The sequence below is a fragment of the Halanaerobium saccharolyticum genome (assembly GCF_004362045.1).
Lineage (GTDB): Bacteria > Bacillota > Halanaerobiia > Halanaerobiales > Halanaerobiaceae > Halanaerobium > Halanaerobium saccharolyticum_C.
The window spans coordinates 40541-54468 of sequence record NZ_SNWX01000014.1; the positions used below are offsets into that span (position 1 = coordinate 40541).

General features: G+C 30.0%; 11 protein-coding genes and 1 tRNA gene. 3 read left to right on the top strand and 9 right to left on the bottom strand.

The annotated features are described in order from the left end of the window. Positions 1-113 precede the first annotated feature (113 nt). The 4 genes from DFR79_RS09495 to DFR79_RS09510 form a co-directional block, all read right to left on the bottom strand. Positions 114-842, bottom strand: a complete 729-nt coding sequence (locus tag DFR79_RS09495) for a hypothetical protein (protein WP_133515257.1) — start codon at positions 840-842, stop codon at positions 114-116. 390 nt (positions 843-1232) lie between these two features. Continuing rightward, positions 1233-1931, bottom strand: coding sequence for a hypothetical protein (locus tag DFR79_RS09500; RefSeq protein WP_133515258.1), 699 nt, complete (start codon positions 1929-1931; stop codon positions 1233-1235). A gap of 88 nt (positions 1932-2019) precedes the next feature. Further along, positions 2020-2727 (bottom strand): hypothetical protein, encoded by a 708-nt coding sequence (locus tag DFR79_RS09505; protein WP_133515259.1) that lies wholly within the window; start codon positions 2725-2727, stop codon positions 2020-2022. 124 nt (positions 2728-2851) lie between these two features. Then, positions 2852-4948 (bottom strand): restriction endonuclease subunit S, encoded by a 2097-nt coding sequence (locus DFR79_RS09510; RefSeq protein ID WP_133515260.1) that lies wholly within the window; start codon positions 4946-4948, stop codon positions 2852-2854. A 226-nt stretch (positions 4949-5174) separates the two neighbouring features. Between DFR79_RS09510 and DFR79_RS09515 the strand changes: the two genes are divergently transcribed. After that, entirely contained in the window at positions 5175-7226 is a 2052-nt protein-coding gene (locus DFR79_RS09515; protein ID WP_133515261.1) for a DEAD/DEAH box helicase family protein, read from the top strand. A gap of 340 nt (positions 7227-7566) precedes the next feature. On the opposite strand, the gene DFR79_RS09520 is transcribed toward DFR79_RS09515, so the two are convergent. The 3 genes from DFR79_RS09520 to DFR79_RS09530 form a co-directional block, all read right to left on the bottom strand. After that, the gene (locus DFR79_RS09520) at positions 7567-8517 is read right to left on the bottom strand and encodes a tyrosine-type recombinase/integrase (RefSeq protein ID WP_133515262.1); all 951 of its coding nucleotides are present in this window, start codon (positions 8515-8517) and stop codon (positions 7567-7569) included. A 213-nt stretch (positions 8518-8730) separates the two neighbouring features. Beyond that, positions 8731-8818 (bottom strand) — tRNA-Ser (locus tag DFR79_RS09525). 190 nt (positions 8819-9008) lie between these two features. After that, positions 9009-9554: a TetR/AcrR family transcriptional regulator gene (locus tag DFR79_RS09530; RefSeq protein WP_089722762.1), complete on the bottom strand. Its 546-nt coding sequence runs from the start codon at positions 9552-9554 to the stop codon at positions 9009-9011. 158 nt (positions 9555-9712) lie between these two features. On the opposite strand from DFR79_RS09530, the gene DFR79_RS09535 reads away from it, so the two are divergent. Together DFR79_RS09535 and DFR79_RS09540 are read left to right on the top strand one after the other, a co-directional pair. Next, positions 9713-10534, top strand: a complete 822-nt coding sequence (locus DFR79_RS09535; RefSeq protein WP_133515263.1) for a nitroreductase family protein — start codon at positions 9713-9715, stop codon at positions 10532-10534. A 362-nt stretch (positions 10535-10896) separates the two neighbouring features. Further along, positions 10897-11634, top strand: coding sequence for a YaaA family protein (locus tag DFR79_RS09540; RefSeq protein ID WP_133515264.1), 738 nt, complete (start codon positions 10897-10899; stop codon positions 11632-11634). A 94-nt stretch (positions 11635-11728) separates the two neighbouring features. Here DFR79_RS09540 and DFR79_RS09545 read toward each other — a convergent pair whose 3' ends face one another. Both DFR79_RS09545 and DFR79_RS09550 read right to left on the bottom strand, forming a co-directional pair. Next, a complete protein-coding gene (locus DFR79_RS09545) occupies positions 11729-12616 on the bottom strand; it encodes an SMP-30/gluconolactonase/LRE family protein (protein WP_133515265.1) in 888 nt (295 codons plus the stop codon). 16 nt (positions 12617-12632) lie between these two features. Further along, the gene (locus DFR79_RS09550) at positions 12633-13916 is read right to left on the bottom strand and encodes an iron-containing alcohol dehydrogenase (protein ID WP_133515266.1); all 1284 of its coding nucleotides are present in this window, start codon (positions 13914-13916) and stop codon (positions 12633-12635) included. Positions 13917-13928: the final 12 nt, after the last annotated feature.

Below are 13928 nucleotides of genomic sequence, written 5' to 3' on the forward strand. Positions count from 1 at the left end.
TTTAGGCATAAAAAAATCCCCACCTTACCTCTTTAAAAGAGGGGGTGGGGCGTCGAAAGATTATTTTCTTTTTCAGTTAAAACAATAGTTCCGGTCGTAAAATTTTTAGATTTTTAGGCTATTAAAGAAAAATCAAATCCTACTTTTTCATCACCTAAATCTAATTCCTTATTTATTTCAATTTCTAAATTATTCAAGCTGTCTATTATCAAATTACATTCATCCGCATAATAAGGGAAACGCCAACTTAAATCTTCAAAACTAACTCCAGTTTCTCTCATGATTATCCCAATCGAGAAGTGGAGACCTCTGACAAAAGACATAAGTCGAGTGATGTTATTTATCCCAGTTTGAAAATCTAACACATCAACTTTCTTTTTTAAAATAAACATTGATTTTAATGGCTTAATTAAATATTCATTAGAGATTATCATTAACCTGATGATTTTATTCAAAATTATATTGTTGCTATTAGTTTCTTCAATAACATCTATATTTTCTATTATTCGAGAGCTGTTAATATTATCAGTCATAAATTTATCTATCCAAAAATGTCCATCAAAATTATATCTATTAATTACTGAGCTAAGATGATTTTTTGTCTTTTTATTATTGCTAAAACAATTTCTCAACTCATAAATAGCAGCATGAATACCATAGATATATCCTAAATGATTATTCATCATTTTAGTAGCTCTTAGCATCCCTTTATAATCACCAGCAAAACTTTCTGATGTCTGAAAGTCAGCTTCGAAAGACTTAAAGTTAGATATTCTATCATTAACTTCATCATTAAGCACTTCAATAATATCCTCAGCAATTTTCTTATCAATTTTAATCAAAATAAATTCCTCCTAATATTTTTTATTAGTCTATTAAAATGTCAAACCTTCAGTCACGAGAAGTAATCTTTGTTAGTTCCAATAATTCAGAGATAAAATTTTTCTTCGTGAGTGATAGAGAACTTAATTTTTTATTCCATTATAATATCCAGTCCGACCGGAGCTATCCGAGCAGACTGGATTAATCTATATTAGTTATTAAAACCATTTTTTGTTCTTGTTGCTGTTACATCAGTTAGATTTTCTTCACAATAAGTGCAAATCCATTTGCATTTCTTACAAGCACTATATGAATTCTGATTACACTCAGGACATTTTTTAGTGTATATGAATATTACCTCCCAAAAATAAATCATCTTAGATTACAAAAGTCTAGGTTTTTAATAGCTTCTAAATTACTTGATCAAGAATTTCAAAATCATAATGTTCTTCTATATTTTTTAAATACTTCACATTTTCCTTGTGTTGATCTTTTAAAAAAACTAGATATTTCTTAAAATCTAAAATATAACTTTTTAAATCAAAATATTTTTCAACTTCTTCAATATCATCAGTAAGAATTTCAAGAGTCCAAAAAATCCCCTGAACAAATCCTTGATTTCTAATATAATCAGTAATTAATCCAACCATTTTCTCAGTATCAACTCTAGATTTATTCTCAAAATTTAAATTGAATAATAACTCATTATTTTTCTTTAAATTATAAGATCTTCTTATTAACTTACTTAGGATCTTTTTCAAGATAACACTGTCTGATTTTTCATCTGATATGTCTAATAAAGAATATTCATTTAAAGCTTCTTCAATATCATCTTTAAAATTTTCATCATTGAGTAAGTCACTATATTGATTTGAATTAAATGCGTTATAATCACTATTATTGCGAAAATGATCTCTTATTAAGTTGAGACTATATTCTATGCCTTCAATATAACCTTTACTACTATAGATATGACAAAAATAGTCTCTTTCTTTTTCAGTGCTTAAATCACTAGAATAGGCCTGAGCGATTAAACCATCTACTGACTTTTCAGTATTACTTCTTTGAGCACATAAACTTTCAATACTTTCATCTAATTTTTTTCTCATAATTTTATTCCTCCATTAATTGTTTTTTTGATAATATTATCCCTCCCAGTCGATTAACTTTAAAAAGGGGAGGGGTTTACCTTAAGACTTATATTGCTTTATCGAACCACGTAAGATCATATGAATTTTCAAATTGTGTTACTAACAGTTCATTTTTTTTGTAAATTTGTTTTAGTAAGTCAGAATAACTTTCCGTTTTGAAAGCCTCGTCTCTTAGTTCTTTATATATTTTTTCATTGGGCAGATAATAATCAATTAACATTTCAATTGTATAATATAGACCAAGTTTAAAGCCACGCATTTCAATAACTTTAGTAATACCAGTATTAAGCAGCATTTTAGAATTTAAACGGGCATCTACATCTAATCTAAAAGAAATCATATATTTAATAAGAGATTCTATTTTTTTGGCAGTTATGATTAAATCATTAAATAATTTGTTTTCTATATTTTTAAGTTCTAAATTTGTTGAATGATTTGTAGCAGCAGAAATGTTATCAATAAATACAGATAAGTTTTTGCTGAACTTATTATCAATAGTAAAGCTATTAAGAATTTCTGGGTTATGGTCAATATCATTTTGAATATAATTGGCTATTAGACTTAATGAATAGAGAAATCCTTTATAAATTCCTCGTTCGTTTCTGGTATAAATTAATTCTTTTTGTAAGCCACTTTTATTATTTTTAACATGTAATTCAAGTGTAGTTTCTGGCAAGTCCATACTTGCATACTTAGCTTCATTTGCCTTCGCTTCGATTTCTTTTTGTATTATTTTTAAATTCATTTTTTCCATTTATTTTTTACACCTCTATTTGTGTTTTTATTTAAGAAGTGCTATTATAATTATAGCACTAATGACTCTTTGCAATATTCGTTAGTGTGAACATCCACCAATGCCAGTTGGTGGCTTTTTTTATTTACACTAACTTTTTTACTATTTCTTTTTGTTTCTCCTTAGTCGGTATAACAACTGGCAATTTGGATAAATCAGCTAATTTAATGTATTTCATAGTTTTATTAACAGCAGCTTCATTCATTATTTCTTTAGCAAAATAACTATTAAGATAAATAGCCAAGTATTCTGCTAATATCTCTTCTGAGCTAACTCTTATTCGTGTTAATTTATCATCAAAAGTAAGATCAGAGAGACTTTTATCTATAATTGCTGCCGGTCCAATGTCACCTTTACGTCTAATCAATATATCTCCTTTAACAACCGTTCTTATTTTATCTTCGATAAGTTTCACCTCATCAAATTCGTCTATAAAGGCAAGAACTTTTAAATTTTTTGATTTAATTATCCTAGATTTTAACTCACCTCCTTTATAGCGGGATAGATTAACTCCATTTTGAATTTCAGCTATCTCTTTAAGTGGAACAATCTGAGTTCCATTTTCTAATGCTAAATAATTCCTAACTTTTTCACTGTCATGTTTAAGTGATAATTCATTTTCAAAGTAACTACCTAACACTTCATTTATCAATGTTTGATTTTCTTTTGATAATTCTTCAACTGATTTACTTTGGAAGCTTTCTTTGGTGTCTTTAGATATCTGTTGTCTTTTTTCATCACTAAACCATGGTATTTCAAACTCTTTTAAAGCTCTTATAGGCAATCTCCTTATAACTTTACCTCTAGTATTTGCACTAATTTGCTGTTTGAAATAGTCAGTCTTTAAAGCCCATAAAATATAGTGAGTGTCATAATCTGAGCTAATTACAGCAAAGTTATCAGATACTAAAAAATCATCTGCTTCAACTAGTGCAGGTGTATAATCCCCCTGGATTAATGGCATTAAGATGTCACCCTTATATGCTTTTAATCTGACCTTCGAAGATAAATCTTCAACTCTTTCATTACTAGTAGATATGATCTTTCCTTTATTATCAATAGACTTAAGATGAACTACTTGCTTAGTTTCTTCAGATTCTAAATCCTCATCAGTTATTCTACGTGAGCTGAGGTTTATATCCACTTTTTCTTTTAGCTTTTTAGTTGGATAATCAGGAGTTTGAGGCTCAAGTAGATATTTAGTAAACAACCAGTTATCAGTTTCTAAATTATTATATTTTATATCACGACCGTTTTCTTTAATTTCCTGAATGTTAGAACCAAAAGACATATAAATATAATCGGAATCATTTATACTGGGTTTTGATTGTTTCCTTAGTTTAATTATTGCAAACTCAGCAGCTGTATTCTTAAAAATAGGTCTGTCAATTCCTATAATTGATAATAATTTTGAATGCTTAGAAATTAGTTTCCTAATAGGTTCATTTTTATTAGTAAATAATAGTGAAGTTGGCACTAGAGCAAATAGAAGTCCTTTTTCTTTTAAATTTTCCAAGGCTTTAAGGATTGTTGCAGCTTCCACACTAATATTTTTGCTGTAATTGAGAAGATTTAAATCAAAATAATCCAGTTTAATATTTTCCAGAGATATATTATTACCTAACGGTGAATTACAAAATATAAGATCATATTTTTCTTTAGAGCTCTCAATCACGAATGGATTAACTTTTTCAAAACTAATGTCATAATCAACTATGGAATATATTTGCTCTTGAAATTTAATAACCTTTTCATCAAATTCCTGAGCAACAAATTTTGAAGTAGGATATTTAATTAGAAATTCATCCAGCAGACTTGTAAAACCATTATTTATACTCAGGACATTTCCAATAGATTTTTCTGGTGATATACTCTTGATCTGTTCATTGATTAGATATTTTGTATCACTGTTCTTTCTAAAAACATAATTCCCTTTCATTTTTATTCTGGTACTTTTTTCATTTAAATAGGCCTCAATTTCTCTAAGTTGCCTAAGCTTAATCTCATCAGGCAAAAGTATAATTTCTTTAACCAAAGGATAATAATCATCCTCAGGATTCATCTTTTTCCTTTCTTCTGCTTCGGCAATCTTTTTGTTAAATACTTCCATTATATTACGAGGATTTTTACCCCCTTTGCTCAATTCATCCAACTTATTTTTAAGATTTTTGTCAAGAGACATTTTTGTGCTCCTTTCATTTATTATGTGAATTATTTTTAGTTTTTTAAACTCCGATCAAAAAAATTACTATCTCAACTCTGATACTATTATACCATTCATATTACCTCAAGTCAAGAAAAACTAAAAATAATTCAATAAATATTTGCATTATTCTTTGACTTATTTAATTATATGCTGTATACTTTAAATAGTCAAACTAATAAATTAGGAGGTTATCAATACAGATATGGCAGAAACAAACGAAGACATCATAAGACAAAATTTGAACATATATAAAGGAAAAGAGTTAGAAATAGAAGGGAAATATATTCAAAATAATCACATTGATAAAATATTTGAGTCATTATTCCAAAATGACAATAAAAAGATATTAGTTACCAGTGTGACCGGAAGTGGGAAAACTTATTCATTCTTAAAAAATGTTCAAAAAAATGAAATCAAAACAATATTTTTGGCACCTTATAAATCTACAACCTGGCAAACTTCCGTTAGTTATAAACACGAAAATACAGTTGGTTTCTGGGGGGATAAATCTGTAGATTTAACAGGAGACGAAACTGTGATAATTGCTACTTATGATAAATCAAAACAAATTAGCGAGCAAATAGACTGCTCTGATTTTACATTAATTATAGATGAATCTCATAATTCAATTGGCCAATACGGATTTAGAAAAGAGGCAATAAAAAATGTTAACAAGCTATCTGAAGTGGTTGAGAATATTATCCATATTACAGCAACTCCAGTAGGTTTAAATCCAAAATATGATATGATTTATAACTTTAAAAAGGAAAAAACTTTGGAACAGGCAGTTATCGTTAATAGTAACCAATTATCTGATTTGATTAGTTTTTTAAAAGATAATAAAAAGGAGAATCATCTTGATATTATTCGGATAAACAATAAAAAGAAACAACAGATAATTAAGGATACTCTCGTGAAGGATGATTTTTATTCAAAAGAAGAAATATTGATATTTAATAGTGATGTAAAAGGGAATAGTGAATTTAGAAATCTTATTAATAATGATAAAATAAATAAGAAGATTAGACTTGTGTTAACTACTAGCTTAATCGATGATGGAGTTAATATTAAAAATAAAAATATTAATAATATATACTATTTTGGAAGTTTAGATTTTAATGCAATAGTCCAGTTTCCAAATAGAAATCGAAATGGATTTAATACCATGTTTTTATTCGGGAAACATAATAATGACCGGGAGGCATTTAATATAAATGAGAGGTTTAACTATCTTTATAACGCAGATAAAGAAACAATTGGGAGGTATAATAACGTTCTTAAAGAGTTAAACTATTCTCCTGAAAACAAGAAAAAAGAAAATGAATTGTCTAGTCTTATTAATTCTATTACTAAAACTTTGGAAACTTTGGATTCAAATTTTGTATCTTTGGATAAGAAAAAGAATATATATTACATAGATAAAAATAAAATTTCATTAAGAGTATATCAAAAATTAAACGGCACGCTTTCAAATCATGACATTTTAGAAACTGTGTTAAATGAGTATGCTGGCTTTAAAAATGTGAAAAAGATTAACCAATCAAATAATAAAAATTACAGCTCTGAAAAAAAACAAGAAATGAAAAAGGCTTTAAAATCTATTCTAAAAGATCCAAATATTAATCGAGAAATTGCTGTTAAAAGGCTAGTGCAATGGTCTGATATATCTGTAAATATTAACTTAAGTGAACCTGATAATGAAATAAACAGGATTGAAGATAAATATTTTAAATTGAGTGAAATTGCAAGTACTCAAAAAAGAGCAGTTAATAAGTTGGGTAGATTATATAGTATTCTTAATAAAGCAAAAATGAATCAGAATGTTGTTCAAAATGTTTTGGAACTATACGAGAAAAATATAACTCCAAAAACTTTAGATGCTAGGATTGGTTTTGCTATAATTATTAATAGCCCCAGTATCATTAAAAAAATTGATCCAATAAAATCAAAAAAATTAGATGAAATACTTGCTTTAGAATATACCACTAAAACCAACTCTAAGCTTAAAACTATACTCAATGAAATAACAGGTAAATGGATAAAAAGTCCTAAAGTTTTTTTAGCTAAATTTTTTGAGATTGATACAACTACCAAGCGAGATAAAAATGGTAAGTCAAAGAGATTTACTGTAATAAAGAATAGAATTAAAATTGACAATATATATGGAATTGATTTCAGTTATATCTTGAAGCGATTAAATAAGGATCAATTGAGTAAATGGTCGAATCATAATTTTAGTTTATTGGCAGCATAAAATTAATTTGTAACAATTCCCACAATTAAGTTCTTAATAAGATCTTAAATATAATACCCAATATTGTTACAGATTATTGATATTGAGTAGTTTGAGATACCTGTCAGCCACGTAAAAGAGCGTTGTCCTTTAACTAACAGTCATATCTGGGGCAAACATTATCTTACGTGATTGAGGAGGGGTTTAATTCGAATTTGAAATTTTAAGGTTAAATAGAACTATCTCAATCAATTTAAGCCATTTAACTCCCTATAATTCAGAACGGATCAAAGTTTAATCTTAATTAATAATTTACTAATAAGAATAAAGATGGAGAAATTAATCTCCATCTAATTGTTCATTATTCCTTTTTCATAGTAATTCTCTTGTTTCTAGTATTAGTAAAATTCTCTAACGGGCAATATTCATTAAATCCTTCTTTTAGATCTTCACTAAAAAGATTAATATAATTTTTTGTAACCTTAATACTTGAATGTCCAAGTAATTTCATCAGAGTAAATGCATCTATGCCATTCTTTATTGCTAATTTAGCAAAGGTATGGCGGTATTGATGAATTGAGTATCTACTTATGTCACGCTTTAAATGATAAGTTTTTATGGCACTCTGCATACCTCTTTTAGTAAGCTGTTTACCCGTCTGTTGGCTGCAGAATAAATATTCATCTTCAATACCTTTACGATAAATTAAATACTCTGTTAAAACCTCAAAAAGAGTTTTACTCATAGGGATGATTTGAGTCTTTCTACTTTTAGTATGGGCTAAATTAATAACAAGATTCTCAAAATCCAGATGCTTTATTTTCATATTTAACAGAGTAGATAATCTTACTCCTGTTGCTAAAAGAAAGTTAACCATAACCCAGTTTCTATACTCACTAAAGCTGCAGTCATTGGTGTTAGGTTTTTTTAGTAGTTTCTTTAATTCTTTATTAGTATATGTTTCCTTAACAGCTGCTTGAGTTTTTAATAGCTCCACTTTGAATTCAACTATATAATTCAGCTTCTGACAATAATACACAAACGCTCTCACGCCTCTAAGATGTGCATTTACTGACTTATTATTCAGATCAAATTCTGACTGTAGATATATAGCATACTGTTGGATTATTGGAGAAGTGATATCAGCTATATGAGTTTTATTTTCTTTTAACCAGCCTAAAAATCGTTTAAGTTTTTCTTCATAAAAAGAAATTGATCCATCAGATAAATTCTTCGAATGCTTATATCTCATAAAATCTTCAAATACTTCATAATTAGTTTTATCCGCTGAAATAGTATTCATTCTAATCATAAGACATCACCAACTCTAAATCAGAAAAAAACAGAGAAAAATCAGCAATAATAGACTTTTTTAACATAAAAAACCCCCATCAATTTAGTTTGATAGGAGTTAATCAGTGTATCGGATCAGCCTAAAATCAGGCAAAAATCAGATACGTTTTATTTAATTAACGAGCATTTCAATAACAGGTACTATTCCCGTTATAACGCCCTTAATATTCAATGGCGGAGAGACAGGGACTCGAACCCTGACACCTTTCGGCTTCACCGGATTTCAAGTCCGGCTCCTTAGCCAATTCGGACATCTCTCCACTTATGTCACAAGTAGTATTGTACTATATCTTTTTAGTGGTGTCAAGAGAAATTAGTTATTTTCAGAGATTATTATTTTTGGGGAACAAAAACTATCCTAATTCCAATTATAAGATTTTTATACTTTAAGCAAGTATTTTTGTTGAAAATAAAACGTTGTTTCTATAAATCTTAACTAAATTACTAAATTCACCATCCAATTAACTCACTAAACAACTTTCCCAACTCAGCTGGCGATTCTTCCATCCCTTTTTCGATCCACTTATCTAAAGTACTCCATAACGCGCCAGCATAAAACTTAGGTGCATATTCTGCCGCACTTTCACTTAAACCTAAACATTTAAAAGCTGAAAAAGCTTTATCAAGTTCTTCTATATATTTTTCAAATCCTTTTAATAAAATTAATAAATCATTATTTTTCAATAAAAGTACAAAATCTAAATGCTTAGCCCATAATTTGAAATATATTTCTGCTATAGTAAGTTCAGAATGATCATCAAGCTGCAAATAGGACTGAATATGTTCTTCAATAATTTGATTAATATAGCAGACTAAAACTTCTTCTTTGTTCTTAAAGTGAGAATAAAAAGTTCTTCTTACTAGATCTGCCCTCTTTGTGATTTCAGCAACTGTAATCTTTGAGTAATCCTTTTCCTCCATTAAAGAAATTAAGGCTTGAGTTATCATTTTTTTTGATTTAAAAGCACCAGAACTTTCACGTTTTATATTTTTCATCTTGCTACCTCCGATCTTATTTCACACAATTTAAATTATGAGTAACTTAGTTGATATTCATTGACACAATCTATCAAGCTTAGTATACTAAAAAATGCACATTTACACAAGTGTGCAAATTAAAATAAAATTATTAAAATATTAGGAGTGGTTTTTAAATGATGAATGTTGACAAAGAAAAATGTATTGGCTGTAGCAAATGTATTGATGATTGTTTAGTAAATGATATTATAATGGTGAAGGGAAAAGCTCAAATAAAAAATGAAAGTTGTTTTAAATGCGGTCATTGTATTGCTATCTGTCCAGCAGATGCAGTTTCATCTAACGAATATAAAATGAACGAAGTAAAAGAGTATAAAGAAGAAAAATTTTCAGTTCCAGCTGATAATCTCTTGAATTTTATTAAATTTAGAAGAACTATTAGACAATTTAAAGCTAAAAAAGTTGAAAAGAAAAAGATTAAAAAAATTATAGAAGCAGGACGTTTTGCCCCAACCGGCAGTAATCAGCAGGATGTTTCTTTTACAGTTGTCAAAGATAAAATCGATTATTTTAGAGGACTAGTCCTAAAAAACCTAAATGAAAAAGGTAAGTCAATACTTAATAACTTAGAACCAGAGAAAATGAAGTTCAAAAAATATGCTGAAATGTGGATCAAAATGTATCAAGATTATCAAAATGAAAATCTAGATAATGATCTCTTATTTTTTAATGCGCCACTAGTAATTGTAGTTACAGCAAATTCTACTGTTAATGGTTCCCTTGCTTCTGCCAATATGGAATTAATGGCAAATGCCCTAGATTTAGGCGCTTTATTTAGTGGCTTTACTTTAAGAGGAGCCAAAGGCCAACCAGAAATTAGAAAATTTTTAAACATTGAAAATGATAAGGAAATAATAACATCTTTAGTAATCGGCTATCCTGATGTAAAATATCTAAGAACAGTCCCCAGAAAAAAAGCTAATATTAACTGGACTTAACTTTAACTTTAACTTAAGCTTAATCTGCAACTAAATCCTGCTGCAGTAAGAATGATTCTATCTATTAACTTAGCTTTATTTCTAACCTTTTCTCTATTTTTGTCTCAACACTGGTACAGACTTAAAATCCGGTAAGCCAAAAATATCTAAGGGTTCTCTCGAGTCTCTATCTCTCCACCATTGAATATTAGGATTGAGGCCCATTTTAAAAGACCTGCCGAGTGACAGGATTTGTTTTTTAGAAGTGAATCCTGTCACTCTCCCCTCATAAAATCACTTAATTGACAAAGGTATCCCCGTCCTTTTGTTGAATATATTAAATGCAAGAAAATAATATATTTCCTAATGAAAGGATGTAAATTATGAAAATAATATTGTCCCCAAGTAAAACTCAAAATCATGAGAGAAAACGCGAAAAAAAGGGTAAAAACATTTTAAAAAAAGACATGACAAAAAAATTATTCAATTACCTCAAGTCTTTATCAAAAAAAGAATTAGGATCAGAGCTTGATATTCAGGGCAATCTTTTAGATAGAACCTATGAGCTCTATCAGGAGCACAGCTGCGCAGATCAGACTATCCCGGCAATTGAATGCTATAATGGATCAGCGTTTAAACAGATCGATATAGATAATTATGATAAAGAGCAGTTCTCCTATATGCAGAAAAAACTCATTATTCTCTCTCCAATGTATGGTCCAGTTCATTCTGATACAGAAATCTGGCCTTACAGACTGGAAATGAAGCTAAAACCAGATGGAATTAACCTTTATGATTACTGGCAGGAAGTAATGGAGGATTATTTTGCTGATGTTGATTTAATTATCAACCTGGCTTCAAATGAATACAGTAAAGTAGTTGAAAAAAATTATCAGGGAAAGATAGTTGACTTCTATTTTAAAGAAGAAAAAGAAAATGGCAGTCTTAAAACAGTCGGCTATTACGTCAAACAAAACAGAGGTAAAATGCTTGATCAGCTGATCAAAAATCAGGTGAAGAGTCTGGAAGAAATTAAGGAAATTGAACTGGATGGCTATCAATATAATGAAGAACATTCTGATGGAAAAAACTTTTATTTTATAAAACCATTTGAAAAATAAAAGTAAAATAATTAATAAAAGTTAAGTCATATTGTAAAGCCCGCTGAAATGGCGGGCTTTTTGTTAATTAAATCTATTTTACTTATATCAAAATTTACAGTTCAAACTTAACAGCAGCTAAACCATTAACACCTGCCTGATATTTAAAAATCCCACCAGCATAAGGCTGCTTCTCTTTTTCTTCTTCACTCAGACCAACACTTGCTGTTGTAATATATAGTTCGTCCAAATTCTTGCCTCCAAAGGCACAGGAAGTCACATTAGAAACCGGAAGCTGAATAGAATCAATCTTTTCTCCGCTGACGGAATCCCATCTTGACACCTGGGATCCACCAAAGTGTGCTATCCAGAGTTTACCTTCAGCATCAATCGTCATTCCATCAGGTACTCCTTCACCTTCTGCCAAAGAAATAATTGTTCTCTTATTTGAAATTTCAGCAGTTTCTAAATCATAATCAAAAGCTAAAACTTCTTTAGTCGGTGAATCAATATAATACATTGTCTTATTATCCAGACTCCAGGCCAGTCCATTAGAAATCTTAACATTTTTAACTTTCTCTTCTAAATTCAAATCCTGATCCAGACAGTATAACTTGCCGAGCTCCCTGTTTTCTTCTAAATCCATAGTTCCCACCCAGAATCTACCTTTTTGATCACACTTACCATCATTAAATCTTGTCTGGGCAGTATTAGATTCCGGATTGACTAGAATCCTCGGCTTAAAAGTTTCTGGATCAATTAGATAGAGTCCATCTTCTAGAGCTGCCAGTAATTTACCCTTTGCTGTCGGGATTAAAGCCCCTATCATCTTCTCCAGCTGAATAACCTCATTGGCTGCTGTCGCTGGATTATAAATATTAATCGTCTTCCCTAAAATATCCACCCAGTATAACAGCTGCTTTTCTTGATCCCAGAAAGGTCCTTCTGCTATTTGTGCTCCGGCATCTATAACAAGTTCAAGTTTTTCATTAATTTTCTTCATCAAACTCACTCACCTTTTATTCATCCATATTTTTTATCAGACTTAAATCCCCAGTTTTTGCAGCCTCCAGGATTGGAGCCATATACTCATCTACCAGTGAAGCATCAAGTGGAATTGGCATATTCTTTAATTTCATTTCCAATTGAGGATCTTTAGCAGCTTTTAAAGCTCTTTCTAGATGCTGATCAGTAAATCCATCCAGTTCTGACAGGGTGGTTGGAAAATCAATTTCTTTTGCAAAATTGATCATTCCCCTGGCAACTGCTTCACCCAGATGGCGGCCACTTAAATCATCAAGATCAGTTTCTAGATACCCATTTTTTTGAAAAATATCACCAATAACTTTTAATTGGGGTTCTATAGCAGGAGCAAAAAAGACTGTGTAATAAATATTCATTATCCCACAGGCGCGACCATGACTGCTTGCATCTACTAAAGAAAAACTGGTTAGATGACCGCCATTAGTACCTCCGACCATAATTGAATAAGCTCCTAAATCTGTTGCTAATCCTAAAGCCTCCCGGGCTTCAGTATCCTGTAAGTCATTAACTACTTTCGGTGTATTTTTAACTATCAGCTCTACTGCTGTAGAAGCAATTTCTTTTTCTAAATCATAATTTTGATCATTGATCCCATAAAAAACTTCCAGGCAGTGTGAAATACCATCAAAAGCACCATCAACTGTGACATCTAGAGGCATTGTTTTTGTTAGTTCATAATCAAAAACAGATTTGGCTGGAATAACAGCATCATCTACAATTAATTTTTTCTGGCCGCTGACTACATCAGTTACATTTGAATATTTTGTCAGATGAGCACCAGAACTTGATGCAGTTTGAACAGCTATAGTTGGGATTAAATGTTCTTTACTGTGCCCTAAGGCTTCTGTTACCATATCCGTTCCAAAGTATTTATCAATATGAGGACTATAATGGCCAAGTGAAGCCAGTACATTTGCAGCTTTAACTGCATCAATTGTACTTCCACCACCAATAACTATTATGCAGTCAGGTTCAAAAGTATGAAGATATCCTGCCAGACGATAGACATCTTCCCGCGGAGCATTTGGGTCTGCACCCGGCAGTACTCTATTTCCGGCTATTTTTATCCTGTTTTTCTTAAGCGATTTCTGAATATCTCTAACAGCAGTCTCCAGATATGTATCATTAGAGATTAACAAAACATTATCTCCATATTCTTTAGCATATTCACCGACTTTATTTAGAATTCCAACACCTGAAGCATATTCATCTCCTTTAAAATCATAGAGAAGCTTTTCTGCCTTTTCTTTTAAAGTCATTTTAAAAATTCC

Coding starts and splice junctions, on each gene's coding strand:
- DFR79_RS09535 (WP_133515263.1), top strand. CDS start 9,713: ATGATGAATGTTGACAAAGAAAAATGTATTGGCTGTAGCAAATGTATT.
- DFR79_RS09520 (WP_133515262.1), bottom strand. CDS start 8,517: ATGATTAGAATGAATACTATTTCAGCGGATAAAACTAATTATGAAGTA.
- DFR79_RS09550 (WP_133515266.1), bottom strand. CDS start 13,916: ATGACTTTAAAAGAAAAGGCAGAAAAGCTTCTCTATGATTTTAAAGGA.
- DFR79_RS09540 (WP_133515264.1), top strand. CDS start 10,897: ATGAAAATAATATTGTCCCCAAGTAAAACTCAAAATCATGAGAGAAAA.
- DFR79_RS09500 (WP_133515258.1), bottom strand. CDS start 1,931: ATGAGAAAAAAATTAGATGAAAGTATTGAAAGTTTATGTGCTCAAAGA.
- DFR79_RS09505 (WP_133515259.1), bottom strand. CDS start 2,727: ATGGAAAAAATGAATTTAAAAATAATACAAAAAGAAATCGAAGCGAAG.
- DFR79_RS09530 (WP_089722762.1), bottom strand. CDS start 9,554: ATGAAAAATATAAAACGTGAAAGTTCTGGTGCTTTTAAATCAAAAAAA.
- DFR79_RS09515 (WP_133515261.1), top strand. CDS start 5,175: ATGGCAGAAACAAACGAAGACATCATAAGACAAAATTTGAACATATAT.
- DFR79_RS09510 (WP_133515260.1), bottom strand. CDS start 4,948: ATGTCTCTTGACAAAAATCTTAAAAATAAGTTGGATGAATTGAGCAAA.
- DFR79_RS09545 (WP_133515265.1), bottom strand. CDS start 12,616: ATGAAGAAAATTAATGAAAAACTTGAACTTGTTATAGATGCCGGAGCA.